This window comes from Lactobacillus sp. 23-2 (assembly GCF_044902225.1).
GTDB lineage: Bacteria > Bacillota > Bacilli > Lactobacillales > Lactobacillaceae > Lactobacillus > Lactobacillus absianus.
The window spans coordinates 14,594-41,104 of sequence record NZ_JAOQBX010000011.1; the positions used below are offsets into that span (position 1 = coordinate 14,594).

The following is a 26,511-nucleotide window of genomic DNA, read 5'->3' on the forward strand; positions in this document are numbered from 1 at the left end:
CATGAATATTGCAATTGAAAAAAACGAAAAATTCACGACAGCCAATCTTGGCTGTTTTTTGCGCTTGCCGCTGACCCGCCACAACATGGCCTTTGCCTCCTTGCTGTGCCGGATGCAGATGGACGCCTCAAACGCCTACCCGTCAGTGGGCCAGCAGCTCTTGCGCTTGGAAGAACTGTATTCCATGCGCTTTGAGGCTACGGTCCAGCTGTATGGGAAGGACCTGATCCTGTCCTACCTGGCCGATTTTGTCGAGCCCCAGCAGATCCTGGACCCTGACTACACCTATGAGACCGTCATGGAGACTTTTGCCAAGCTGGTCACGGGGCCGCTGCTCAGCAAGGAAGTTCTGGAATTGGCCCAAAGACAGCTGGCCGATGACTACCAGACCCTGATGGCTGAGCCAAGCAACTATGCCCTGGCGGCCTTCTTTGACAACTGGTACGCCAGCCAGCCCGACTATGCCAGCTCCTTCATGGGGCCGATTGACCTGATTGAAGACGCGACGGTGCAAGAGATGAACCGTTTCGTGGCCAGCCTGCCGGCCATGCCGGTCGTCTTTTTGGGCAATGCCTATGACAAGGGACAAGTCGAGCGTCTGGCCAAAAAGTACTTCAACTACAAGGGGCTGACCCGCGAATTCGCAGACAATGCCTTAAGAATCAAGGCGCCAAAGCTTGACCTTGAAAAAGCCGAAGTTCAGGGCAACCAGCAGGCCCAGCTCTTTTTAGGCTATGCCTATAGCGGGGCGGGCAATTTGCCAGACCAGATCACTGGCCTGGTCCTGCGCCACTATTTAACCGGCGAGCAGTCTTCCCGCCTGTTTACCAAGGTCCGCGAGGAGAATGGGGCGGCTTACGCGGTTGAGTCCAGCTGGTTTGTCGATAATTCCCTCTTTTTGATCAACGCGGGTTTGGATCCGGAAAAAGTGGACCGGGCCAAGCAGATCATTGTTGAGGAAATGAAGAAGGTTGCCGCGGGCCGGATCGATCCTGGCCTGCTCAAGCAAAGCAAGCAGGCGCTGGTCAACCAGACCCTGTTAGGCCAGGACCAGGAAAGCTGGCTGCTCTCCAAGCAGCTGCGCAGGGAGCTGAAGCCAGAGTACGCGGCTTTTGACCAGATCAAGGCAGCCAAGGCCGTGACGGTCAACAAGCTGCGCGAGTTTGCCCAAAAGCTGATTTTGAATGAAAGCTATGTATTAAGATGATAAAACCGACGATTATTAAGAAAAACTACCCGTCCGGCTTCAAGGCTGAGATCATCCTCCGCCCCGGCTTCAACCGCCGCTTCATGGGGATCATCGTCGACTTTGGCTCAAGCGACGACCAGCCCGTGCCCGGCTTGGCCCACTTTTTGGAGCACAAGCTGTTCGCGCAGGAGTCAGGCGACCTGTCCCTGGAATTTGAGAAGCTGGGCAGCGACGTCAATGCCTTTACCTCTTTCAACGAGACCATGTATTACGCCAGCGGGGTAAAGAACGTGGCGCCGACGATCGACCTGCTGTTTGATTTGGTCGGCAAGCCCTACTTTACCGATGAAAACGTCAAGAAGGAAATTCCGATCATCCAGCAGGAGCTGGCCATGTACCAGGATGAGCCGGACTGGCCCCTGGGGGATGTATTGATGCGAAGCGTTTATGGCGACAGCAACCTGGCCATTGACGTAGCCGGGACTAAGGAGTCCATAGCCAGCGTCGACAAGAAAAAGCTGCAAAAAGCCTATGATGACAACTACCTGGCTGGCCGGATGTCCTTCGTGGCCTGCGGCGATTTCTCAGACAACCAGGTCAAGACCATCTTCCGCCAGGTCGGTCATTTGCAAGAAACGCTCATCAAGCCAGGGAGAGGACCGCAGGCGGGCAAAAAGGTCAGGAACAAGCGCCAGCCGAAGGAGCCCCTAGTTCTTTCCGGGGGGAGCGTGCCATTGTTTGCCGTCTGCCTCAACTTGAAAAACTTTAAGAAAGTGTTAGACAGTCAGGACCTGGCCCAAATTCTCCTGGAAATCATGTTAGAATCAAAATTGGGCTCAGCCAGTGCCTGGTATGCTAAAATGCGCCGTGGCCAGCTGCTCAACCAGCCGCTCCAGATCAACGTCACCTATACCCGCCAGGGCAACTATGCCGTGATCATGGGGATGAGCCCAGATGCCCGGAAGGTAATTTCCGCCATCAAAGAAGAACTGGCCCCCAAGGCCCTGTTTGCTGCCAGCAAATTGCCTGCCATGCGGGAGTTCTTCAACCTGCAAAAGCGGGTCTGGCTGGCCCAGACCGTCCGCAGCCTGAACAATATCGCGGGCTTGGCGGTGGAATTGGCCGAAGAGAGCCTTGACGATGAGGATCTTTTTGAGAACGTGGCCAAGATGCAGGCTTTGAATTTTGACGAATACTGCAATTTCTGTGCCAGTCTGCTGGACAAGGCGGGCTTTTACTCAGCCTTGATCGAAGTGGATGACGCGGACGAGGAAAAAGACGAAAACGACGAGGAAGAGGACTGATAAACGCAATGAAACGCGCGATCATCTTTGGGGCGACCGGCGGGATCGGCCAGGCAATTGCCAAGCGCTTGGCCAAGTCCGGCTGGTCCCTTTATCTGCATTGCAATTCCAACTGGAACGAGGCGGAGAATCTGGCCACCAGTTTAATGGACCAATATCCCAGCCAGGACTTTCTGCCAATTAAGCTGAACTTCTTGGCTGAAGACGAGGAGCTGCTGGCTTTTGTCAAGGGCTTGCTGCCGGTCAACGCGGTCGTATTTGCCCAAGGGATTACCAACTATGACTTTTTGGGCCGGCAGAGTTCAGAAATCATTGACCGGATCATCAAGGTCAACCTGGAAAACCCGATCAAGCTGACCAAGATGCTGGAAGACCAGCTGCTCAAGCACGATCACAGCCGGATCGTCTACTTGGGGTCGGTCTATGGCGGCCAGGGGTCAGCCATGGAGGCGGTCTACAGCGCCACTAAGGGCGGGATCTCCCGCTTTGCCCAGGCCTATGCCCGGGAAGTGGCCTCGAGCCGCTTCACGGTCAATGTGGTCGCGCCTGGGGCCGTCAATACGGCCATGAATGCCATGTTTTCCGCGGAAACCCTGGATGAGCTGGCTGAGGAGATTCCAGCAGGCCATTTGGCCAAGCCAAAGGAAATTGCTTACTGGGTCGACTGCCTGTTGAATCCCGAAAGCGATTACTTGACAGGGCAAACCATCTATGTTACCGGGGGATGGCTAGAATAATCAAGTTATTGTGCTATAATTGGTAATCAGATTTTAAGTTTTTGAAGAGGTTAACAATGTCAGGCATCGGAGAGAAGTTACGCAAAGCAAGAGAGGCCAAAGGCCTTTCCATTTCAGATATTGAAAAGACGACCAAGATTCAAAGCCGCTACTTGGAAGCGATCGAAAACAATGAATTCGACAAGCTTCCAGGCGACTTTTACGTACGGGCCTTCATCCGCCAGTACGCCCAGATCGTTGGTCTTGACGGCAAGGAGCTACTGAATGAGTATTCTGAAGCGCCAGCCAATGAAGTTTCAAACGAAGACTACGCTGAGGCAGAGCAGCCAGCTGAAGAGGAAGAAGCAGAGCCGGAAAAACCGGAAGAACCTGAGCCAAAGGCAGAGCCAGAGCCAAGATACGAAGCCCCGGCCCGTCCAGCTGCCCCGCAGGCACCAAGAAAGCCAGCAGAAAACCGCGGAAGCGACAATGCCAAGTGGCGCCGGCTCGTGCCGCGCTTGGCCATCGGCTGCGGGATCGCTTTGCTGGTCCTGGTAGCCGCCATTGCTTTTGCCAACTCCCGCAAGGGGCAAAATACTGCCGGTGAGGGTGCTTCAGGCTCAAGCGTGACGATTTCTTCCAAGAAGAAGTCCTCAAAGAAGAGCAGCTCAGCCTCATCATCAAGCAAGAAGAAGACCAGCGCGGTCAAAGTGGCCAAGCTTGGCGGCAATGCTTACCGCGTCACTGGCCTGAAGAGCTCAGCGCCATTGGTTGTCCGTTCAAGCAGTCAAAGCATCTACTACTACGTTTCAGTCAACAACGCGATCACCAACCAAGGCACCCTGCAGTCTGGTGAAAAGCACACTGAGAGCGTGAAGAACAACTCAACCGTGATCGTCTACCTGGGCACGGACACTGGCGTCAGCGTAACGGTTGCCGGCAAGAAAATTCCGTTCACGCCAGTCAACGGCACCAGCCGCCTGACGATCTACTTGGGCAAGGAAAGCTCAAGCAGCCAGTCCAGCTCAACGACGCACCAAAGCAGCACGCAGAGCAGCTACAGCTCAGCAAGCCGCTCACAAGCTTCAAGCTCATCGTCACGTGCTGTACAAAGCAGCCAAAGCCATGCAAGCTCAGCTTCATCCGCGTCATCATCAGCAAGCAGCCAGCAGTCCAGCAGCCAGAAGGACACTTCAAGCTCATCTCAAAGAGTCAACGCTGCTAAGAGCAGTGCTCCAGCAGTCAGCTCATCCAGTTCAGCTGCTTCCAGCAACAAGTAAGTCAAACTGAATATCGAAACAAGAACAAGCAATATTAGTGAGGGTTAATAAGAAATGAATTTACCAAACAAACTGACCGTTTTCCGGATCTTCCTGATCCCTGTCTTTATGCTGCTGATCATTTGCGGCTGGCCAGCAGGCTCATTCACGCTTGCCGGCACGACCATCTACTGGAGCAGAGTAGTGGCCATGATCGTTTTTGCCGTAGCTTCAGCAACTGACTGGTTTGACGGCCACATTGCTCGTTCACGCAACATGGTTACCAACTTTGGGAAGTTTGCCGACCCATTGGCGGACAAGATGCTGACCATGACCGCCTTCATCTTCTTGGTATCCTTGAACCTGGCTCCAGCTTGGATCGTAGCTATCATCGTCTGCCGTGAGCTGGCCGTAACTGGCTTGCGGCTGATCGTCGTTGAAAACGACGGGGAAGTTATCGCGGCCAAGATGCCAGGCAAGATCAAGACGACTTGCCAGATGCTGTCAATCATCTTCCTGCTTTTTGGCGACATCTTCCACATTGGGACGGTTCTGCTGTGGCTTGCCCTGATCTTCACCATCTACTCAGGGATTGACTACTTCCGTGGCTCATGGAGCGTCTTCAAAGGCTCAATGTAATTATGATTAGAAGTTGCCCTTAAACGGGCAGCGCTTTAAAACACCCATCGTTAGATGAGTGTTTTTTGTTTGGTTTTGAAAAAGCTTTACGCAGCCTTGGGGGCACAGTTGGGTACTTTTCGAGACTTGATTTTGGCAAAACCACGCGCCAGGTTCCCCGCAACCAATGCCGCTTATCCAAGGCAGCTCTTTTTTGGCAGATTCGCTGTTTTTTCGGTAAAAAGGGGCTGTTTTCGTGTAATAGTAGGTGGAGGGAAATTATTTTGAACTGCTGTTCGCTTTTTTCTTGCATTTACGCATGAGTTCAAAGTATAATACATTTAGTGAAAATCTCCAGGAGGTTACAATTTGGCTAAAGATGAAAAGCAAGCCGCTCTTGAAGCTGCTTTAAAGAAAATTGAAAAGAACTTTGGTAAGGGTGCCGTAATGCGGATGGGCGAAAAGGTTGATACCCAGATCTCAACCGTTCCATCAGGCTCATTGGCACTGGACGCGGCCCTTGGCGTGGGTGGCTATCCCCGGGGCAGAATCGTGGAAGTCTACGGGCCGGAATCATCCGGTAAGACCACGGTTGCCCTGCACGCCGTGGCTGAAGTGCAGAAGCGCGGCGGCACGGCTGCCTATATCGATGCCGAAAACGCCATGGACCCAGCTTACGCTGAAGCCTTGGGCGTCGACATTGACCAATTGATTCTGTCGCAGCCAAACACTGGTGAAGAAGGGCTGCAGATCGCTGACACCCTGATTTCCAGTGGGGCTATTGACATTGTGGTCGTTGACTCTGTTGCGGCCCTTGTCCCACGGGCGGAAATTGAAGGCGAAATGGGCGACTCCCACGTTGGCCTGCAGGCCCGGCTGATGAGCCAGGCCCTGCGCAAGCTGTCCGGGACTATTGCCAAGACCAAGACCATCGCCATCTTCATCAACCAGATCCGTGAAAAGGTTGGCGTCATGTTCGGCAACCCGGAAACTACTCCAGGCGGCCGCGCCCTGAAGTTCTACTCAACCATCCGGCTGGAAGTCCGCCGGGCTGAGCAGATCAAGCAGGGGGCCAACGTGATCGGCAACCGGGTCAAGATCAAGGTCGTAAAGAACAAGGTCGCTCCGCCATTCAAGGTAGCCGAAGTCGACATCATGTACGGGCAGGGAATCTCCCAGTCCGGTGAGCTGCTGGATATGGCGGCTGACCAGGACATCGTGGACAAGGCCGGCTCATGGTACTCCTACAAGGGCGAAAAGATCGGCCAAGGCCGGGAGAACGCCAAGAAGTACCTGGAAGAACACCCAGATATCTATGAGGACATCCAAGGGCAAGTCCGCAAGGCTTACGGCATTGACGCTGAATCAATTGCTGACCGTGAAAACCCAGAGAAGATCAAGGAAAAGCGGGAAAAGGAAGCCGACGGCAAGGCCAAGGCAGCTGACAGCAAGCAGGAGAAGGATCCTGAGCCAGTTGCCAAGGACGACAAGGCCCAAGGCTAATAAGAAGGCCAGAGCTCATCGGCAGCTCAATCTTAAGGATAAGGACCAGCCAAGCGGCTGGTCCTTATCCTTTTTTGATGTTGGTCGCCAGTTAATGTAGATTGACTAGACCCCAGATATAAATTATGATTAACTATGTGCGAATAATTCTAGAAATAAGGGCGACGAAACTATGACGAATACAACTTTGATTCTCGCAGGAGTCGCTGTAATTTTTCTTATTTCGATTGTCGTGGGATTCTTGATCGGCTACGGGGTGCGCAAGCACCTCTGGGAAAGCAAGGCGGCCAACGCCCGGCATGACGCCGACCATATTTTGGCTGACGCCAGGGCGGAAGTTGAAACCGCCAAGGCTGAGGTTTTGGCCCAGAAGCAGGCAGCTGAAGCCGTCAAGCGGGATGCTGAAACTGACAAGAAGGCCAAGATCCTGGAAGCCCAGGAAGAGATCAGGGATTACCGGCAGAAAGTTGAAGACGAGCTCAATGTCCGCCGCGATGAAGCGGCCCGCAAGGAGAACCGTCTCCAGCAGAAAGAAGATACCCTCGATCACCGGAGCAGCATGCTCGATGACCGGGAAAATCAACTCACACAAAAGAAGAACCAAATCAAGCAGCAAGAGGAGCGGGTCTCCCAGAAGCTGGCTGAGGCGGATGAACTGGTGGCCCAGCGTCAGGCCAAGCTGCTGGAAGTAGCGCGCTTGGACGAGGATGAGGCCAAGAAGCTGGTCCTGGCCAACGTTTCTGACCACTTGGTCAAGGAAAAGGCCGACATGATCCGGGCCAATCAAGAAGAGATTGATGCCAAGGCGGATCGCTATGCCCACCAGGTCATTATCGATGCCATCCAAAGCAGCGCGGCGGACACGGTCGCTGAAACCACGGTTTCCGTGGTGGATCTGCCAAACGATGACATGAAGGGTCGGATTATCGGCCGCGAAGGGCGGAACATCCGCTCCTTTGAGGCCATGACCGGGGTCGACTTGATCATTGACGATACGCCAAAGACGGTCACCCTGTCTGGCTTTGACTCGATCCGCCGGGAAGTAGCCAAGCGGGCTTTGCAGAAGCTGATCAAGGATGGCCGCATCCATCCGGCCCGCATCGAAGAGATGGTTGACAAGGCCCGCAAGGAAGTCAATGACGACATTTACGAGGCTGGTGAAAGTGCCCTGATGGAACTGGGCATCCACCGGATGAACCCAGAACTGGTTAAGACCCTGGGTCGCCTTAAGTACCGGACTTCCTATGGCCAGAACGTCTTGGCCCACTCAATCGAAGTCGGCAAGCTGGCCGGCACGATGGCCGCTGAGCTTGGTTTGGATGAAAAATTAGCGGTTCGCGCGGGATTATTACACGATATTGGCAAGGCGATTGACCACGATATTGAAGGTTCCCACGTTGAAATTGGTGTTGAACTGGCACGCAAGTACCATGAACCTGACTTGGTAGTCAATGCGATCGCGGCTCACCACGGCGATGTGCCAAAGCTGTCCTTTATCGCGGAACTGGTTGTTGCGGCTGATACGATTTCATCAGCCCGCCCAGGTGCAAGAAGCGAGAGCTTGGAGAACTACATCCGCCGCTTGACTGAACTGGAAGACATTGCTGGCAGCTATGACGGCGTCAAGCAGGCTTATGCCATCCAGGCCGGACGCGAAGTCCGCGTGATGGTTGAGCCGGGCAAGATCTCTGATGAGCAGACGACCGTTCTGGCCCACGAAATTCGTGACCGGATCGAGAAGGAACTCGATTACCCAGGCAATATCAAGATTACAGTAATACGTGAGAAACGAGCAGTTGCCGTTGCAAAATAAAACTAAAGGGGTCCAGTTGACTGGATCCCTTTTTTGCTGATATTATTTCTTTTCTTTTGTTTTTGCCTTTATTTTTTCCTGGCGACTGGCTTTTTAGGTCAATTATCGCTAAAATTGCTTGTGAATTTGGCGAAAAGGCCGACAACTTGTATAATGTTTCTAGTTTATTAAGAAAGTTGCGTTACATGTTTAAGATTATCGTTGACCTCTTTTTGATGGTCATTATCCAAGCGGCGATCACCCCCTTTATCCGGCGTCTGGCCTTCGTTTTAGGGGCGGTCGACAACCCCAATGCCCGGCGGGTGAACAAGAAGCCAATGCCCACCATTGGCGGCTTGGGGATTTTTGTTACCTTTAACATCGGGGCTTTCATCCTCTTGCGCGAGCAGTTTCCGACCCATGAGCTGTTTTCGGTGCTGCTGGCTTCAAGCGTCATTATTTTGACGGGGATGATCGATGACATTTTAGAACTTAAGCCGGGGCAAAAAATGGCTGGCATCTTTGTCGGGGCCATGATCGTCTACTATTTGGCGGGCATTCAAATGAACGTGATCAATATTCCCTTTACCCACCGCAGCTTCTACCTGCCGTGGTACTTAAGCCTGCCGATCACGATTTTCTGGATTCTGGCCCTGACCAACGCCGTCAACCTGATTGATGGCCTGGATGGGCTGGCTAGCGGGGTATCCTGCATTTCCCTGTTGACGATGGGGATCGTGGGCTACTACTTCTTGAGAAACCAGGGCCTGTACGTGCCGATTGCCTGCTTCATGCTGGCCGTCTGCCTGATTGGCTTTTTGCCTTACAATTTCAATCCGGCAAAAATCTTCCTGGGTGACACCGGGGCCTTGTACCTGGGCTTCATGATCGCGGTCCTGTCTTTGAAAGGGCTCAAGAACGTGACCTTTATCTCCCTCTTGGTGCCGGTGCTCATCCTTGGCGTGCCGATTTCAGACACGGTCTATGCGATGATCCGCCGCAAGCTCAACAAGCGGCCGATTTCCCAGGCGGACAAGCACCACCTCCACCACCAGCTGATGAGTCTAGGCTTGACCCAGCGGCAGACGGTCTTGGTCATCTATGCCTTGTCTTTGATCTTCTCCTTCGTGTCCATGCTGGCCCTCTTATCGCCGGGCTGGGCGATGACGCTTTTGATCATCGGCTTGCTGGTGGCCGTGGAGCTTTTCGTGGAGTCAATTGGGCTTTTGGGTGAAAAATACAAGCCGCTGACCCACTTGATCAGCCACCTGGTGCTGGGCTCAACCAAGCATCAGGAGCCAAAGGTCGAAGTCTGGCACCAAGGGCAGGCCAAGCCGGAGCAGCTCAAGCACGAAGTCCAGCCGCCTGCTGGCAAAAAGACCAAAAGCAAGCAAAAGCATAAGAGCTAGCATGCAAAAGCACGCCGCGTTCGCGGCGTGCTTTTTTAGCCTTGTTCGTGATAGTTGAAGTCCTTGAGCGGAATTTCATTGTAGCGCTGATCGCCTTCAAGGAAGTCGATCTTGCCGGCCATGAGGTCGGTCAGCTTGGCCTCAAAGACCGCGACCTGGTCCAAGTCCAGGAAGACGGAAATCGTGATGTCAGCCGCGTACTCCCGGCTTTCCACGAAGATGTCCGCTTCTTCCAAGTAATGGTTGATCTCGTCGTAGCGGTTGTAGGGAATGGCAAAAATAATTTCCTGCTGCATGACCCGCTTGACCACGCCGATCGCCTCGGCAGCCGAAGTGACGGAGTTGGAATAAGCCCGGATCAGGCCGCCGGCGCCCAGCTTGATCCCGCCAAAATAACGGGTGACGACGACCGCGACGTTCTTGAGCTTCATGAGCTGCAGGGCCTTGAGCTCGGGGATGCCGGCCGTGCCGGAAGGCTCGCCGTTGTCTGAGGCCTTGACCTGCTCGTCGTTTAGCCCCAGGGTGTAGGCGTAGGTGTTGTGGGTGGCGTCGTGGTACTTCTTGGACACCGCCGCGATAAAGTCCTTGGCCTCTGCCTCGCTGGTCACCCGGCCCATCGTGGCGATGAAGCGGCTCTTTTTGATGACCAATTCGTGGTCGCCATTTTCTTTAATCGTTAAAAAATCTGCTTTATTTGACAAAAAATTGGCCTTCTTTCGTGTATTAGCTTATAGGGGGGATTTTTTATGAAAAAATTAAGCGATTACGCCGGCCGCCAATGGCCGGCTGACGTCTTGGATAATAGCATAAAAGGGCAAGTCGTGGCAATTCCGGCCATTCAGGACGGAATCTGCCAGCGCTGCGGGAGTCGGGTCAGCGAAAAATTGCCCAGCGGCCAGCTGTATTGCCGCGGCTGCGTCGGGATCGGGCGTCTGGATGCCGGTCAGCTGCTCGTGCGCTGCCCGGCCCAAAGCGGCTTTCCCAAGTCAGAAAATGGCGGCCTGGTCTGGCAAGGGCACTTGCAGCCAAGGCAGGAAGAGGTTTCCAAGGCCCTGCTTGCGGCCTATAAAGAGCGGCGTGACATCCTCGTGCACGCCGTGACTGGGGCAGGGAAGACGGAGATGATCTTCCCGCTCTTGGCCGCCGCCTTGGCTGAAGGCGGCCGGGTCTGCCTGGCCACGCCCAGAATCGACGTGGTCAACGAGCTTTATCCGCGCCTGTCAGCGGCTTTTGCCGTCACGATTGGCAAGTATCATGGCCGCGAGGAAAAGGAAGCGGCCAATGAGCAGCTGGTTCTGGCCACGACCCACCAGCTGCTCAAGTTCTACCAGGCTTTTGACCTCTTGATCATCGATGAGGTCGACTCTTTTCCATACGCGGGCAGTCCGCAGCTGCATTTCGCGGCCAAAAATGCCGTCAAGGAGACGGGCTGCCGGGTCTTTTTGACGGCTACGCCCACCAGCGATCTGCTGGCCGAGGTCAAAAAGGGCAATTTGGCCATCGTCCGCCTCAACCGCCGCTTTCACGGGGGCCTGTTGCCCGTGCCGCGGCGGGACTTCTACGTCAGACCCTTCTTAAGGGGTGGGCGCTTGCATCCGAAAATGGCCCGGCAGATCGTCAAAGCCGTCAAGGCCGGTCACCCGCTCTTGGTCTTCGTGCCCAGAATCGCCGAAATTCCGGCCTACCTGGCCGCGGTCAAGGCAATCAAGGACTTGGGGCCGGTCCGCCTGGCCGGCGTTCACGCGCAGGATCCAGACCGCCTGGAGAAGGTGGAGGCCTTCAGAAAAGGGGAGCTGGACCTCTTGCTGACGACGACCATCCTGGAGCGGGGCGTTACTTTCAAGCATGTCTGGGTCATCATCATTGCCGCTGACGACGCGATCTACCCGCCGGCCAGCCTGGTGCAGATTGCCGGCCGAGTGGGGCGGGATAAGGACGATCAGACCGGCCTGGTTTTGTTTTGCTATCACAAATATACCAGGGCTATGCGGGAGGCCATCCGCCAAATCAAGGAGATGAACGGAAAATGACGGCATGTCTGCTATGCGGGCAAGAGCAGGCTGAGCAGCTGGATTTTGCCCAATTGCTCTTGCCTTTTTTGCTAAAAGGAGAAAATGCTTCCGCTTGCGGCCAGCAATTGCCTCAGCCTGGCCGCCTGTGCGCCAGCTGCCAGGCAAATTTCGCCTTGATTGGTCCCGTTTTTTGCCCCCAGTGCGGGCGAAAGCAAGCGACCAGCGAGCGCTGCTTTGACTGCAACAAGTGGCAGCGGGTCTATCACGGGCAAGTCTTGCTCAACCACGCTCTTTATGCCTATAACGACGCCTTTCACGACTTGATGGTGGCCTATAAGCGCTATGGCGACTATGCACTTAGGGAAGTTTTGCAAGTGCTCGTTGCCCCCGCTTTGGCAAAAATGGATTATGATTATTACATACCCATTCCCACTTCCCCTGAACACCAGGCGAAGCGTAAGTATGATACGATCCAGGCGATTTTTGCCAACCTGGTTTCCTTGACGCCGGCCTTAAGCAAGCTGCCCGGCAGCCAGGCCCAGGGCGAAAAGGGCAAGAGAGCCAGGATGGAGGCCCCGCAGAAGTTCGTCCTTAATCCGGCCTTTAGCGGCCAGTTATCTGGCAAAGTTCTCCTGCTGGACGACATCTATACGACGGGGCGGACCCTGTATCACGCGCGGGACAAGCTTTTGGAGGCTTTTCCACAAATTTGGATCGAAAGTTTTGCAATAAGTCACTAAAAGTTTCACAAAGCGCTTACAAGTTTGGTATAATATGGGTGTAAAGAAACCGCGCAAGCGGGAAAGGAGATACTTATTATGTTAAAGTACAATGTTCGTGGCGAAAATATTGAAGTTACTCAAGCTTTGAGAGACTACGTTGAAAAGCGTCTGAAGAAGTTGGAAAAATACTTCGAATTGGACCAAGACGTAATCGCTCACGTTAATTTGAAGGTATACCGTGACCACTCAGCTAAGGTCGAAGTTACTATCCCGCTTCCATACCTGGTTTTGAGAGCTGAAGAGACGACGGATGACATGTACCGCAGCATTGACTTTGTTTCTGAGAAGCTTGAACGCCAAATCAGAAAGTACAAGACTCGCGTAAACCGCAAGAGCCGCGAAAAGGGCGTAACTGAATTCTTCGTTCCAGAAGCACCTGAAGCCGCAGAAGCTCCTGAAGAAGAAAAGGCGCCAATGTTCAAGATTGTCCGCAACAAGCGCGTCAACTTGAAGCCAATGGACCCAGAAGAGGCCATCTTGCAAATGGACATGCTGGAACACGACTTCTTCGTCTTCCAAGACGCGGAAACCAACGGCACCAGCGTTGTCTACCGTCGCAACGACGGCAGCTACGGCCTGATCGAAACCAACGAATAAGTCCGCTGGCTTGATCTAAATCAATCTGAATACCAGCCGTAAAGGCAAAGCAGGGCACGAGGCCGACTCGGGTCCTGCTTTATTTTGTATAATGTTTTAAATTTGCTCATTTACATGTTAAAATTATTCTGTGTTTTTAGACTTAATATCAATAATAAGGACGATTAGATGGCAAATATTTTAAAGAAGTTATATAACGCTGACAAACGAGAGTTGAAGCGCTTTGAAAAAATTGCTGCACAGGTTGAAAGCCATGCAGATGAAATGGCCGCGCTTTCTGATGAGGAGCTGCAGGCCAAGACTCCGGAATTCCGCGACCGTCTGCAAAAGGGTGAGACTTTGGATGACCTGCTGCCTGAAGCTTTCGCCGTAGCCCGGGAAGGGGCCAAGCGAGTTTTGGGTCTGTATCCTTTCCACGTGCAAATCCTTGGGGGGATTGCCCTGCATAAAGGCAACATCGCCGAAATGATGACTGGTGAAGGCAAGACCTTGACCGCCACCATGCCGGTTTACCTGAATGCCTTGACTGGCAAGGGCGTGCACGTGGTAACGGTCAACGAGTACCTGTCCAGCCGTGACGAGACCGAAATGGGCCAGCTCTACCGCTGGCTGGGGCTGACGACTGGTCTGAACATCAGCACCATGTCTTCAGAAGAAAAGCGGGCCGCCTATGCCTGTGACGTTACCTACTCAACCAACTCCGAACTGGGCTTTGACTACCTGCGGGACAACATGGTGGTCTACAAGGAACAAATGGTTCAAAGACCTTTGAACTACGCGATCCTCGACGAAGTTGACTCCATCCTGATCGACGAAGCCCGGACGCCTTTGATCATTTCCGGTGAAGCTGAACAAGCCAACGCCGACTACATCAGAGCTGACCGCTTCGTCAAGAAGCTGGTAGAAGACAAGTCAGATGATGACGCCGATGACGATGAAGACCACGGCGACTACAAGATCGACTGGCCAACCAAGACCATTTCCCTGACCCGGACTGGGATTCAGAAGGCCTGCGACCACTTTGGCCTGAAGAACCTGTACGACGTTGAGAACCAGAAGCTGGTCCACCACATCGACCAGGCCCTGCGCGCCAACTACATCATGCTCAAGGACATCGACTACGTCGTGCAAGACGGCGAGGTTTTGATCGTTGACTCATTCACGGGCCGCGTCATGGAAGGCCGCCGCTACTCAGACGGCCTGCACCAGGCCATCGAAGCCAAGGAAGGGGTCAAGATCCAGGAAGAATCCCAGACCCAAGCCACCATCACCTACCAGAACTACTTCAGAATGTACAAGAAGCTGGCCGGGATGACGGGGACGGCCAAGACCGAAGAAGAAGAATTCCGTGAAATCTACAACATGGAAGTCATCACGATTCCAACCAACCGGCCGGTCATCCGCCAGGACATGCCAGACCTGCTGTACCCGACTCTGGATTCCAAGTTCAACGCGGTCGTCAAGGAGATCAAGGAGCGCCACGCCAAGGGCCAGCCAATCCTGGTCGGGACGGTCTCCATTGAATCTTCAGAGCGCTTGAGCAAGATGCTGAACCAAGAGCACATTCCGCACGCGGTCTTGAACGCCAAGAACCACGCCAAGGAAGCGGCAATCATCATGAATGCCGGTCAGCGCGGCGCGGTAACGATCGCCACCAACATGGCCGGGCGTGGGACTGACATCAAGCTTGGGCCTGGCGTCAAGGAACTGGGCGGCTTGGCCGTGATCGGGACTGAGCGGCACGAATCGCGCAGAATCGACAACCAGCTGCGGGGCCGGTCTGGCCGGCAGGGTGACCCGGGCTATACCCGCTTCTACCTGTCTTTGGAAGACGACTTGATGAAGCGCTTTGGGGGCGACCGGGTCAAGGACTTCCTGGACCGCTTGTCCGACAACGATGACGACAAGGTCATTGAAAGCCGCCTGATCACCCGCCAGGTTGAATCCGCCCAAAAGCGGGTTGAAGGGAACAACTACGACACCCGTAAGCAGACTCTGCAATACGACGACGTAATGCGGATCCAGCGTGAGATCATCTACGGCGAGCGGATGCAGGTCATCGATGAGCAGAAGTCTTTGAAGTCAGTCTTGATGCCGATGATCCACCGGACCATCGACCACCAGATCGACATGTTCACCCAAGGCGACCGCAAGACTTGGCGCCTGGACTCACTGCGCGACTTTATCGTCTCCTGCCTGGCAGATGAAGACTACGTTGACGACCAGATCGACTTCAAGACCTTCACCCCGCAAGAGCTGAAGCAGCAGCTGTACGATTTGGCTGAAGAAAACTACCAGGAAAAGGAAGCTGCCTTGGCGGATCCAGAACAGATGCTGGAATTTGAAAAGGTGGTCATCCTGCGCGTGGTCGACGAGCACTGGACCAACCACATTGACGCCATGGACCAGCTGCGCCAGTCAATCGGCCTGCGCGGCTACGGCCAGCTCAACCCATTGGTTGAATACCAGGACTCTGGCTACAACATGTTTGAAGAAATGATCGGCGATATTGAATTCGATACCACCCGGCTCTTCATGAAGGCACAGATCAGAGACAATCTGACCCGTTAAGCTTTTTTAACAAGGCTGAATATTTGATTAAGGGGAGGCGAAAGCCGCCTCTTTTTCTTTATTAACGCCGCGAAAACTGCAATAATTAAAGAGCATAGAAAAAGCAAACAAACTACCGCGAGACTTAGAAAGCAGGTATAGCAAAGATATGGAAATGGAAATTAGTGACATCCAAAATGCCATTGATGAATTGCAAGTGCGTTTAAACCACTTCAGGGGGTCTCTTTGACTTCGATGGCATCAGCGAAAGCATTGGCATCAATGAGCAGAAGATGGCCGAGCCGGACTTTTGGAATGACCAGGAGGCCGCCCAGAAGCTGATCGGGGAGACCAACGTGCTTAAGGAAAAGCGCGACTCCTTTGCGGCTTTGGAAAAGAGCCTGGGAGACTTGGAAACTTCGCTTGAGCTTTTGCGCCTGGAGCCGGATCCGGATTTGCAGGCAGAAACGGAAGCTTCTTTAGCCCAGGTCCAGGACCAGTTCCACCAGTACGAGCTGAACCTCCTTTTGTCAGGTGAGTACGACGGCCACAATGCCATGATGGAGATTCACCCAGGGGCCGGCGGCACTGAAGCCATGGACTGGGGGAACATGCTGCTGCGGATGTACCAGCGCTACTGTGAAAGCCATGACCTCAAGTTTGAAGTCAACAACTTTGAGCCGGGGGATGAAGCAGGCTTAAAGAGTGCCAGCATCCGGGTCGTAGGCAAGAATGCCTATGGGCTGCTCAAGTCGGAACATGGGGTCCACCGCTTGGTCCGGATTTCCCCATTTGACTCTGCCAAGCGGCGGCACACGTCATTCGCTTCAGTAGAAGTCATTCCGGAAGTCGACGATTCGGTCAACATCGAGATCGACCCCAAGGACTTGCGCATTGACGTCTACCGGTCATCCGGGGCGGGCGGCCAGCACATCAACAAGACTTCCAGCGCGGTCAGAATCACCCACATTCCAACCGGGATCGTGACGACCTCCCAGGCCCAGCGGTCCCAGTTCCAAAACCGGGATACGGCCATGGCGGAAATGCGGGCCAAGCTCTTCCACTTGGAAGAAGAGAAGAAGCGCAAGGAGAAAGAAGCCCTGAAGGGTGAGCAGAAAGATATCGCCTGGGGCTCACAGATCCGCTCCTACGTCTTCCACCCTTACAGCATGGTCAAAGACCACCGGACCAACTACCAGACCGCTGACGTCAATGGCGTCATGGATGGCAAGCTGGATCCCTTTATTTATGCCTACCTGCAGTGGCGCCTGAGCCAGGAGAATCCAGACTAAGGCGGACTGCCAGGAAGGCAAGGAGACAAGCAATAGGTGAAAGAAATGGAATTTTCATTTAAAACTGCAGCACGGACGATTTTGACGGCGGTCATTGTTTTGGCCCTCCTGTCGGTCGTCTTTAAAGCGATCATCGTGCTTTTGCCAGTCGCTTTGGTCTTGCTTTTGGCCTTTTGGCTTTACGCCAAATTCACGGGCAAGAAGACCAAGCGGGCAGAGCGGCCGCTGGCTGACTCAAGCAGCGACTTTTTTGACGCTTTCGGACAAAAGGCGGGCCGGGAGAACCCGCGAACTGGCCGCAAGCCTGCCAGAGACGTGACGACCAAGGACGTCGATGAATAATTCTGCTTTGACCTGAGTCAGTGATGAATGATGAAACAGGACTTTTTTGTGAGATACGCAATTTAAATTAGTGAGGCAAAAAAATGGGAAACGTAGTTAAACTGACGGATATGATCAAGGACAACCCAACCCTGCGGGTCTACCAAGGGCAAGGCTATCTGGATGAAAAGACGATCAGCGTTTCTGACGTCTACCGGCCGGGGCTGGAGTTGACCGGCTACTTTGACTTTTACCCGGAAAAGCGGGTGCAGCTGATGGGGCGGACGGAAATCTCATACGCGGCTGCTTTGGACGGCGACATGCGCCAGCGGGTCTTCAGCCGGATCTGCCAGCCGGATACCCCCTGCATCTTGATTTCGCGGGGACTGCCAGTGCCAGAGGAATTGACGGAGGCGGCCGCTGAAGCGCACACGCCAATCTTGATTTCCAATGACGCCACCACCTACTTGATGAGCATGGTGACCCAGTATCTGGCCGTCAAGCTGGCCGTGCGGACCAGCATCCACGGGGTTTTGGTTGAAGTCTTCGGGATGGGGGTCCTTTTGACCGGGGACTCTGGCGTCGGCAAGTCAGAAACGGCTCTGGCCCTCGTGCAGCACGGGCACCGCTTGATCGCGGATGACCGGGTCGATGTCTACCAGAAGGACCATGATACCGTGATGGGCGAAGCGCCGCGGATTTTGAAGCACCTGATGGAAATCAGAGGGATCGGGATCATTGACGTTTTGTCCCTGTTTGGCTCAGGCGCCATCAAGGATGAGACTGAGATTTCCTTGGTCATCTACCTCAGCAACTGGGACCCAAAGGCCAACTATGACCGCCTGGGCTTCCAGGAAAACACCAGAGTCATCTGCGGGATTGCCATTCCGCAGGTTACGATTCCGGTCAAGGTTGGGCGGAACATGGAGAACATCGTTGAAGTCGCGGTCATGAACTTTAGAGCCAAGACCATGGGCTTTGACGCGACCCAGACCTTTGACAACAACCTGACCAGCCTGATTGCCGAAAACACGGCTGAGGAAAAGCGGGAAAAGGCTGAAAAAGACAAGAAAAGCGGAAAATAAGCAAGTCTGAGAGCATTTTTTAGAGAGAAGAGAAGCAGTGGAATTAGCATTAAATCCAATCGCCTTTAGCTTCGGACCCTTCCACGTCCGTTGGTATGGGATTATTATCGCGACTGGCATCCTCCTGGCCACTTTCATGGCTATCAGGGAGGGCCAGCGCCGGCAGATCATGAGCGACGACTTTATCGACCTCCTCTTATGGGGCGTCCCGCTGGGCTTCATTGGGGCGCGGCTTTACTACGTCATCTTCGAGTGGGGCTATTTTTCCCAGCACCCAAGCGAGATCATCGCCATCTGGAACGGGGGGATTGCCGTTTACGGCGGCTTGATTGCCGGGGCGATCGTCCTGCTCATCTTCTGCTACCGACGAATGCTGCCGCCATTTTTGGTCCTGGACATCGTGGCGCCTGGCGTCATGGCGGCCCAGGTTCTGGGGAGATGGGGCAACTTTATGAACCAAGAGGCCCACGGGGCCCAGTGCACCTTGGCCTACCTGCAAAATCAGCACCTGCCCCAGTTCATCATTGACCAGATGTACATCAACGGCCACTATTACAAGCCGACCTTCCTGTATGAATCCTTCTTCAACCTGATTGGCCTGGTCATTATTCTGGCCCTGCGCCACAGAAAGCACCTGTTCAAGCAGGGGGAAGTCTTCATGCTTTATGTGGCCTGGTATGCTGTGGTCCGCTTCTTCGTTGAGGGGATGCGGACGGACAGCCTTTACGCCTTTGGGACGATCCGGGTTTCCCAAGCCTTGAGCGTCGTATTGCTGCTGGCTGATCTGGCCTTGTTTGTCTACCGCCGCGTCAAGGTCAAGCCGAAGTGGTACCTGGACGGATCTGGTCTGAAATACCCGTATGAGCGCTAAAAAGGCGCGCGAAAAAAGATAAAAGGAGAACGCCATGACGAAAATTGCAGTTTTAGGTGCCGGCTCCTGGGGGTCAGTTTTAGCCTCCATGCTGGCTGACAATGGCCACGCCGTGGAGCTTTATGGCAACCGGCAAGAAGTGGCAGATGAGATCAACCAAAAGCACAGCAATTCCCGCTATATGAAGGACTGGTCCATGAACCCCAAGGTTCATGCGACTCTGGACCTAGCCGAAGCGCTGGCGGGCAGCGACATCATTTTGTTCGTGCTGCCGACTTCCGCGATCCGTTCCGTAGCTAAGCAGGTCAAGGCGATTTTGGACCAAAGCGGCTCCAAGCCTTACCTGGTCAGTGCCACCAAGGGGATTGAGCCTGGCAGCAAGAAGCTGGTCACCCAGATCTTCCGCGATGAGCTCTACCCAGATAATTCCGACCGGATGATCGTCCTGTCTGGTCCAAGCCATGCCGAAAACGTGGCCCAAAAGGACCTGACCGCGATCACCCTGGCTTCAACCAGCTTGGACAACGCGGCCAAGATGCAGCGGATTTTTTCAAATGAATACGTCCGCTTCTACACCAGCAACGACCCGGTTGGGGTCCAAGTCGGCGGGGCGGTGAAGAACGTCATTGCCATCGCGGCGGGGATGCTGGCGGGCATGGGCTACGGCGACAATGCCAAGGCGGCTTTGATGACCCGGGGCTTGGCGGAAATTACTCGTCTGGGCGTAGCCTTTGGTGGCCAGCCCTGGACTTTCAGCGGCCTTTCCGGGATTGGCGACCTGATCGTAACCTGCACCTCAGTCAATTCCAGAAACTGGCGGGCCGGCTACCAGCTGGGCCAAGGGCAAAAATTGGCTGACGTTTTGGCCAACATGGGCCAGGTAGTAGAAGGGGCAACGACCGTTAAGGCGGTGCACGAAATCTGCGACAAGTACTCGTTGGACATGCCAATCTCAGAAGCCATCTACCATGTCCTCTATGAGGGGGCCGACATCAAGAGCGAGATCAAGCTGATGATGAACCGGCAAATGGGTCCGGAAATCAGAATTTGAGCCAAAAGCTTGCAATCTTGGCCAAGCATGGTATGATTTTACTTGTAAAAAGTAAGCAATGGAGGTTGACCATGACCAAGAAAGCAGACGTAATGATTATCGGTGCGGGTCCAGCTGGGATGGCCGCGGCTGTCTACGCCGCCCGGGCAAACTTAAAGACGGTCGTATTGGACCGCGGGATCTATGGCGGGCAGATGAACAATACTGCCGGCATCGACAATTACCCAGGCTTTGTGGAGATCCAAGGGCCGGAATTGGGCGAAAACATGTACAAGACCATGCAGAACGCGGGTGCTACTTATGAATACGGAGAAGTGCAGCAAGTCGTTGATGAAGGCGACGTTAAGCGCGTGATCACCGATTCAGAAGAATACGAAGCCAAGGCAGTGATTATCGCCAGCGGCTCCGAGCATAAGCACCTGAACGTGCCAGGGGAAGAAAAGTACTCTGGCCACGGGGTTTCCTACTGCGCGGTCTGCGACGCCGCTTTCTTCAGAGATGAAGACGTGGCCGTGATCGGCGGCGGGGATTCAGCTATTCAAGAAGGGATCTACCTGGCCCAGTCCGCCAAGTCAGTGACGGTCGTTCACCGGCGCGACCAGCTGCGGGCTAAGCCTGAGCTGCAAAAAATGGCCTTTGCCAACCCGAAGATCAAGTTCATTTGGAATGGCTTGACCGATGAAATCGTCGGTGAAGACGAGAAGGTTTCCGGCGTGCGCTACCACGACAAGCTGACTGGGGAAGAAAAGCTGCTGCCGGTCAAGGGCGTCTTTATCTATGTCGGCGTCTTGCCGATGACCGCGCCTTTTAAGGACTTGGGCATTTTGGACCAAGAAGGCTGGATTCCAACCGACGAGCACATGATGACCAAGATTCCTGGCATCTTCGCGGCCGGCGACGTCCGGGCCAAGGACTTGCGCCAGATCACCACGGCGGTCGGCGAGGGCAGCACGGCCGGTCAAGAAGCCTACAACTACCTGCAGAATCAAGGCCAACTGTAAGCACGAAGCAATTTGGACAAGGACACTCATCTATTTAGATGGGTGTCTTTTGCTTTAAGAAATTGGGTTAGGGATGTTTCCGGGAAGCGATTTACATCAAGCATTATGCTGTTAGAATCTATGTTCGGTGTAGTACAATAGGGTGGAAACTTTTTCGGCCTTGATTTATTTTTTAAGGAGAACATAAATTGATCAAACGCCAAATGAATCATAAATTTGAACTCGTTTCGCCTTACGCGCCAGCTGGCGACCAGGCCCAGGCCATCGAGAAGCTGACCGCGGGCTTTGAAGCAGGCGAAAAGGAGCAGATCCTGAAGGGGGCCACGGGGACCGGGAAGACCTACACCATGGCCAACGTGATCGCCAAGCTGAACAAGCCAACTTTGGTCATTACCCATAACAAGACTCTAGTTGGCCAGCTATACAACGAATTCAAGCAGTTCTTCCCCAACAACGCGGTAGAATACTTCGTGTCCTACTATGACTACTACCAGCCAGAAGCCTACGTGCCCCAATCCGATACTTATATTGAAAAAGATGCCGCCATCAACGATGAGATCGACCAGCTGCGCCACGCGGCCACCAGTGCCCTGATGACCAGAAACGACGTCATCGTCGTGGCTTCCGTGTCCTGCATCTATGGCTTGGGTGACCCAAAGGAATACGCGGCCAATGTCCTGACCCTTTTTCAAGGGGAAGAATATGAGCGCAACACCTTGCTCAGAGACCTCGTGAACATCCAATACGACCGCAATGACATTGACTTTCAGCGGGGACGCTTCCGGGTTCACGGCGACATTGTCGAAGTCTTCCCGGCCGGCTTTTCCGACCGGGCCTACCGGATCGAATTCTTCGGGGACGAAATTGACCGGATCGTGGAAATCGATCCCTTGACCGGGGAAGTCAAGGGCGAGCGCGAAAGCATCTCTTTGTTCCCAGCTACCCACTTCATGACCAATGACGAGCAGTTGCGGGCAGGTCTGGCCAGAATCAAGCAGGAGATGGATGAGCAGGTCAAAAAGTTCGAAGCTGAAGGCAAGCTGCTGGAGGCTGAAAGAATCAAGCAGCGGACGACCTACGACATTGAAATGATGAGCGAGGTCGGCTACACCAATGGGATCGAAAACTACTCCCGGCAGATGGAGGGCCGTAAAGCCGGCGAGCCGCCATATACCTTGATGGACTTCTTCCCGGAAGACTCCTTGATCATGATCGATGAATCCCACGCCACCATGCCGGAAATCCGGGCTATGTACAACGGAGACCGCAACCGCAAGCAGACCTTGATCGACTATGGCTTCCGCCTGCCATCGGCCTTAGACAACCGGCCCTTGAAATTGGAAGAATTTGAAAAGCACGTCAACCAGATCATGTATGTTTCCGCCACGCCTGGCGACTATGAGCTGAATCGCTGCCACCATATCGTGGAACAAGTCATCCGGCCGACCGGTCTGCTGGATCCAAAAATTGAAGTCCGGCCGATCAAGGGGCAGATCGATGATCTGGTCGCGGAAATCAACCTGCGAATTGACCGTCATGAGCGCGTTTTTGTCACGACCTTGACCAAAAAGATGGCCGAAGACATTACCGACTACCTGAAAGATCTGGGCATCAAGGTCCGCTACCTGCACTCAGACATCAAGACTCTGGAACGGATGCAGATCCTGCGGGACCTGCGTCTGGGCAAGTTTGACGTCCTGGTCGGGATCAACCTGCTCCGGGAAGGGATCGACGTGCCGGAAGTCTCCCTGGTCGCGATTCTTGACGCCGACAAGGAAGGCTTCCTGCGGGCCTACCGGCCGCTGATGCAGACCATGGGGCGGGCCGCCAGAAATGCTAACGGGATGGTCATCATGTATGCCGACAAGGTGACCGACTCCATGAAGCTGGCGATCGATGAGACCAACCGCCGGCGGGCGATCCAGGAGAAGTTCAACCGAGAGCATGGAATTACCCCAAAGACCATCATCAAGCCGGTCCGCGACATCATTTCCGTCGTCAAGCCAGCTGAAGGCAAGGAAGAGGAAAATGGCAGCTTTGCGGACCTGAACTTTGATGAACTGACTGCCAAGCAGAAGCAACAGATGATCAAGAATCTGCGCGAGCAGATGGAAGAAGCCGCCAAGAAGCTGGACTTTGAATCAGCCGCCAACCTGCGCGACGCGATTATTGAACTGGAAGGGTCGGTCAGAAAGCCGATTAAGAAGAAAGGTGCAAACGTATAATGGCAAGCAGCAAGATTGTGATTCGCGGAGCCCGCGAGCATAATTTGAAAAACATTGATGTGACGATTCCCAAGGACCAGCTGGTCGTGATTACCGGCCTGTCGGGGTCAGGCAAGAGCTCCCTGGCCTTTGACACCCTGTATGCCGAAGGGCGGAGACGCTATGTGGAATCCCTGTCCAGCTATGCCCGTCAATTTTTGGGGCAAATGGACAAGGCCGACGTTGATTCGATTGACGGCCTGAATCCGGCCATCTCAATTGACCAGAAGACCACCTCCCACAACCCGCGCTCAACGGTCGGGACCGTCACGGAAATCAATGACTACCTGCGTCTGCTTTGGGCCAGAGTCGGCCACCCGATCTGTCCCAATGACGGAACCTTGATCCAAAGACAGTCAGTCGACCAAATGGCTGACCGGATCCTGGCCTTGCCGGAAAGAAGCAAGATCCAGATCCTGTCGCCCATCATTAGGGCCAAGCGGGGCGCCCATAAGGATGCTTTTGCCAGAATTCAGCGGGCTGGCTTCGTCCGGGTGATCGTGGATGGCGAAATGCACGACATCAGCGAGGAATTTGATCTGGACAAAAACAAGCGCCACACCATCGACATCGTGGTCGACCGGCTGGTAGTCAAGGACGGGATCCGCTCGCGCCTGTTTGACTCAATTGAAGCTGCCCTGCGGCTGTCTGACGGCTACATGGACGTCGACGTGATCGGCAAAGAGAAGCTCAGCTTCTCAGAATACTACGCTTGCCCGCTTTGCGGCTTTACGGTCGGGGAAATGGAGCCGCGGCTCTTCTCCTTCAACGCGCCTTTTGGGGCCTGCCCGGCCTGTGATGGTCTAGGGATGAAGCTGACCGTGGACCCGGATCTGGTCATTCCTGACCAGGACAAGACTCTGGCTGAGGGGGCCATTGCCCCCTGGGCCAAGTCCAAGTACTATATGGGGATGCTGGAGCAGACCTGCCAAGCCTTGAAGATTCCAATGGACAAGCCATTCAAGAAGCTGACCAAGCGGCAGAAGGACCTGGTCCTCAACGGGTCGCCAAAAGAGATCAGCTACCACTTGGAAGGGGACTTTGGGGTTAAGGATACCAAGCAGCCTTTTGAAGGGGTCATCGCCAACATCGACCGCCGCTATTCCCACCCCATGTCCAAGTTCATGCAGGAAGCCATGTCCAAGTACCTGACCGAATTGCCCTGCGACGTCTGCCACGGCAAGCGGCTGAATGAGAAAGCCCTGGCCGTCAAGGTGATGGGCAAGGATCTGGCCCAGGCCAGCGACCTGTCCATCCGCGAAGCCTTGAACTTCTTCAGTCACGTGGACTTGAGCGAGCAGGAAGCCGTGATTGCCAAGCCGATCTTGAAGGAAGTCCGCGACCGGCTGAATTTCTTGGTTTCCGTTGGTCTGGACTACCTGACCCTGTCGCGGTCGGCTGGAACTTTGTCCGGCGGGGAGGCCCAGCGGATCCGTTTGGCTACCCAGATCGGGTCCAACTTGTCCGGGGTCATGTACGTGCTGGATGAGCCGTCCATCGGCCTGCACCAAAGAGACAATGACCGGCTGATCGCTTCCTTGAAGCGGATGCGGGACTTGGGCAACTCCTTGATCGTCGTTGAGCACGATGATGAAACCATGCGGGCGGCCGACTACCTGATCGACATGGGGCCAGGCGCCGGAGTCTACGGGGGTCAGGTTATGGCCGCCGGGACGCCAAAAGAGATCATGGCCAACCCGAATTCCCTGACTGGCCAGTACCTGACCGGCAAGAAGTTCGTGCCGGTTCCCCTGGAGCGCAGAAAAGGCAATGGCCAGCAGATTTCCATCAAGGGGGCGGCTGAGAACAACCTGAAGGGGATCGACGTTGACTTCCCTCTGGGCAAGTTGATCGTCGTGACCGGGGTTTCAGGCTCAGGCAAGTCAACCTTGGTCAACCAGATCCTGAAGCGGGCCCTGGCGCAAAAGCTCAACCACAATTCGGCCAAGCCCGGCAAGTACGAGCAGATCACGGGCTGGGAAAATATCGAAAAAATCATCGATATCGACCAAAGCCCGATTGGCCGGACGCCCCGGTCCAATCCGGCAACCTATACCAGCGTCTTTGACGACATCCGGACCCTGTTTGCCACGACCAATGAAGCCAAGATGCGGGGCTATACCAAGGCCCGCTTCTCCTTCAACGTCAAGGGCGGACGCTGCGAGACCTGCCACGGCGACGGGATCTTGAAGATCGAGATGAACTTTTTGCCTGACGTCTACGTTCCCTGTGAAGTCTGCCATGGGACCCGCTTCAACTCCGAGACCCTGGAAGTCACTTACCGGGAAAAGAATATCGCGGAAGTTTTGGACATGACCATCAGCGAAGCCTGCGACTTCTTCAAGAACATTCCCAAGATCCACCGCAAGCTGCAGACGATCGTGGACGTGGGCCTGGGCTACGTGAAGCTGGGCCAGTCTTCAACCACCCTGTCCGGCGGGGAGGCCCAGCGGATGAAGCTGGCCAGCGAGCTGCAGAAGACCTCGACTGGCAAGAACTTCTACATTCTTGACGAGCCTACGACCGGCCTGCACGTTGATGACATCAAGCGCCTGCTTGAAGTCCTCCAGCGCTTGGTGGACCAGGGCAATACGGTCTTGATCATTGAGCACAACCTGGACGTGATCAAGACGGCTGACTGGCTGATCGACCTGGGTCCAAACGGGGGCGATGGCGGCGGCCGGGTCGTGACGACCGGCACCCCAGAGCAAGTCGCACAGTGCCAGGACTCCTGGACCGGGAAGTACCTGAAGCCAATCTTGGCCAGAGATACGGAGCTGACCAAGCGGGCCGCGGCTGGCAAGTAAAGAAAAATTATGCAGAAACCGGAAAAGCCGCGCGAGCGGCTTTTTTGATAAGCTTTTTTGATACTTGTGCTCTTTCTCACTTGAAAAG

21 protein-coding genes are annotated in these 26,511 nt (G+C 54.4%); 20 read left to right on the top strand and 1 reads right to left on the bottom strand.

The window, feature by feature from the left end; all coding sequences use genetic code 11:
• Nucleotide 1 precedes the first annotated feature (1 nt).
• From OCH80_RS05650 to OCH80_RS05685, 8 genes are all read left to right on the top strand, one after another.
• Nucleotides 2–1,207, top strand: coding sequence for a M16 family metallopeptidase (locus tag OCH80_RS05650; protein ID WP_404538762.1), 1,206 nt, complete (start codon nucleotides 2–4; stop codon nucleotides 1,205–1,207).
• Nucleotides 1,204–2,493 (top strand): pitrilysin family protein, encoded by a 1,290-nt coding sequence (locus OCH80_RS05655; RefSeq protein ID WP_154547612.1) that lies wholly within the window; start codon nucleotides 1,204–1,206, stop codon nucleotides 2,491–2,493. The genes OCH80_RS05650 and OCH80_RS05655 overlap by 4 nt, the downstream gene beginning before the upstream one ends.
• A gap of 8 nt (nucleotides 2,494–2,501) precedes the next feature.
• Entirely contained in the window at nucleotides 2,502–3,230 is a 729-nt protein-coding gene (ymfI, locus tag OCH80_RS05660; protein WP_404538766.1) for an elongation factor P 5-aminopentanone reductase, read from the top strand.
• A 56-nt stretch (nucleotides 3,231–3,286) separates the two neighbouring features.
• Nucleotides 3,287–4,489: a helix-turn-helix domain-containing protein gene (locus tag OCH80_RS05665; protein ID WP_404538769.1), complete on the top strand. Its 1,203-nt coding sequence runs from the start codon at nucleotides 3,287–3,289 to the stop codon at nucleotides 4,487–4,489.
• A gap of 54 nt (nucleotides 4,490–4,543) precedes the next feature.
• Nucleotides 4,544–5,107, top strand: a complete 564-nt coding sequence (gene pgsA, locus OCH80_RS05670) for a CDP-diacylglycerol--glycerol-3-phosphate 3-phosphatidyltransferase (RefSeq protein ID WP_154547606.1) — start codon at nucleotides 4,544–4,546, stop codon at nucleotides 5,105–5,107.
• 348 nt (nucleotides 5,108–5,455) lie between these two features.
• Nucleotides 5,456–6,589 (top strand): recombinase RecA, encoded by a 1,134-nt coding sequence (recA, locus tag OCH80_RS05675; RefSeq protein WP_154547604.1) that lies wholly within the window; start codon nucleotides 5,456–5,458, stop codon nucleotides 6,587–6,589.
• A 172-nt stretch (nucleotides 6,590–6,761) separates the two neighbouring features.
• Nucleotides 6,762–8,402, top strand: a complete 1,641-nt coding sequence (gene rny, locus OCH80_RS05680) for a ribonuclease Y (RefSeq protein ID WP_404538774.1) — start codon at nucleotides 6,762–6,764, stop codon at nucleotides 8,400–8,402.
• A 185-nt stretch (nucleotides 8,403–8,587) separates the two neighbouring features.
• Nucleotides 8,588–9,790 carry an MraY family glycosyltransferase gene (locus OCH80_RS05685; RefSeq protein ID WP_302187312.1) on the top strand — a complete coding sequence of 401 codons (1,203 nt, stop codon included), beginning with the start codon at nucleotides 8,588–8,590 and terminating at the stop codon, nucleotides 9,788–9,790.
• A 35-nt stretch (nucleotides 9,791–9,825) separates the two neighbouring features.
• On the opposite strand, the gene OCH80_RS05690 is transcribed toward OCH80_RS05685, so the two are convergent.
• On the bottom strand, nucleotides 9,826–10,491 hold the full coding sequence (locus tag OCH80_RS05690; protein ID WP_404538778.1) for a YigZ family protein: 666 nt from the start codon (nucleotides 10,489–10,491) through the stop codon (nucleotides 9,826–9,828).
• 45 nt (nucleotides 10,492–10,536) lie between these two features.
• Here OCH80_RS05690 and OCH80_RS05695 point away from each other — a divergent pair, with 45 nt between their 5' ends.
• The 12 genes from OCH80_RS05695 to uvrA all read left to right on the top strand — a co-directional run bounded on the left by OCH80_RS05695 (nucleotide 10,537) and on the right by uvrA (nucleotide 26,423).
• Nucleotides 10,537–11,820, top strand: a complete 1,284-nt coding sequence (locus OCH80_RS05695; protein ID WP_404538780.1) for a DEAD/DEAH box helicase — start codon at nucleotides 10,537–10,539, stop codon at nucleotides 11,818–11,820.
• Complete coding sequence (locus OCH80_RS05700) at nucleotides 11,817–12,542, top strand: ComF family protein (RefSeq protein WP_404538783.1); 726 nt, start codon at nucleotides 11,817–11,819, stop codon at nucleotides 12,540–12,542. The genes OCH80_RS05695 and OCH80_RS05700 overlap by 4 nt, the downstream gene beginning before the upstream one ends.
• Before the next feature lie 78 nt (nucleotides 12,543–12,620).
• Nucleotides 12,621–13,181 carry a ribosome hibernation-promoting factor, HPF/YfiA family gene (hpf, locus tag OCH80_RS05705; protein WP_154547592.1) on the top strand — a complete coding sequence of 187 codons (561 nt, stop codon included), beginning with the start codon at nucleotides 12,621–12,623 and terminating at the stop codon, nucleotides 13,179–13,181.
• A gap of 168 nt (nucleotides 13,182–13,349) precedes the next feature.
• A complete protein-coding gene (secA, locus tag OCH80_RS05710) occupies nucleotides 13,350–15,752 on the top strand; it encodes a preprotein translocase subunit SecA (protein WP_154547590.1) in 2,403 nt (800 codons plus the stop codon).
• 154 nt (nucleotides 15,753–15,906) lie between these two features.
• Nucleotides 15,907–17,023 (top strand): peptide chain release factor 2 gene (gene prfB, locus OCH80_RS05715; RefSeq protein ID WP_404538828.1). Its coding sequence is split into 2 segments (ribosomal slippage): nucleotides 15,907–15,978 and nucleotides 15,980–17,023, totalling 1,116 coding nucleotides; the frame shifts between segments, so codons are not numbered across the junction.
• 45 nt (nucleotides 17,024–17,068) lie between these two features.
• Nucleotides 17,069–17,365 (top strand): hypothetical protein, encoded by a 297-nt coding sequence (locus OCH80_RS05720; protein WP_404538788.1) that lies wholly within the window; start codon nucleotides 17,069–17,071, stop codon nucleotides 17,363–17,365.
• A gap of 83 nt (nucleotides 17,366–17,448) precedes the next feature.
• Nucleotides 17,449–18,429 (top strand): HPr(Ser) kinase/phosphatase, encoded by a 981-nt coding sequence (gene hprK / locus OCH80_RS05725; RefSeq protein ID WP_404538791.1) that lies wholly within the window; start codon nucleotides 17,449–17,451, stop codon nucleotides 18,427–18,429.
• A 37-nt stretch (nucleotides 18,430–18,466) separates the two neighbouring features.
• A complete protein-coding gene (gene lgt, locus OCH80_RS05730) occupies nucleotides 18,467–19,300 on the top strand; it encodes a prolipoprotein diacylglyceryl transferase (RefSeq protein WP_302187304.1) in 834 nt (277 codons plus the stop codon).
• 34 nt (nucleotides 19,301–19,334) lie between these two features.
• Nucleotides 19,335–20,351: an NAD(P)H-dependent glycerol-3-phosphate dehydrogenase gene (locus OCH80_RS05735; RefSeq protein WP_302187303.1), complete on the top strand. Its 1,017-nt coding sequence runs from the start codon at nucleotides 19,335–19,337 to the stop codon at nucleotides 20,349–20,351.
• 71 nt (nucleotides 20,352–20,422) lie between these two features.
• Nucleotides 20,423–21,352, top strand: coding sequence for a thioredoxin-disulfide reductase (gene trxB, locus OCH80_RS05740; protein ID WP_404538796.1), 930 nt, complete (start codon nucleotides 20,423–20,425; stop codon nucleotides 21,350–21,352).
• 188 nt (nucleotides 21,353–21,540) lie between these two features.
• The gene (gene uvrB / locus OCH80_RS05745) at nucleotides 21,541–23,577 is read left to right on the top strand and encodes an excinuclease ABC subunit UvrB (RefSeq protein WP_404538799.1); all 2,037 of its coding nucleotides are present in this window, start codon (nucleotides 21,541–21,543) and stop codon (nucleotides 23,575–23,577) included.
• Nucleotides 23,577–26,423, top strand: coding sequence for an excinuclease ABC subunit UvrA (gene uvrA / locus OCH80_RS05750; RefSeq protein WP_404538802.1), 2,847 nt, complete (start codon nucleotides 23,577–23,579; stop codon nucleotides 26,421–26,423). Before uvrB ends, uvrA begins: the two co-directional genes overlap by 1 nt.
• Nucleotides 26,424–26,511 lie beyond the last annotated feature (88 nt).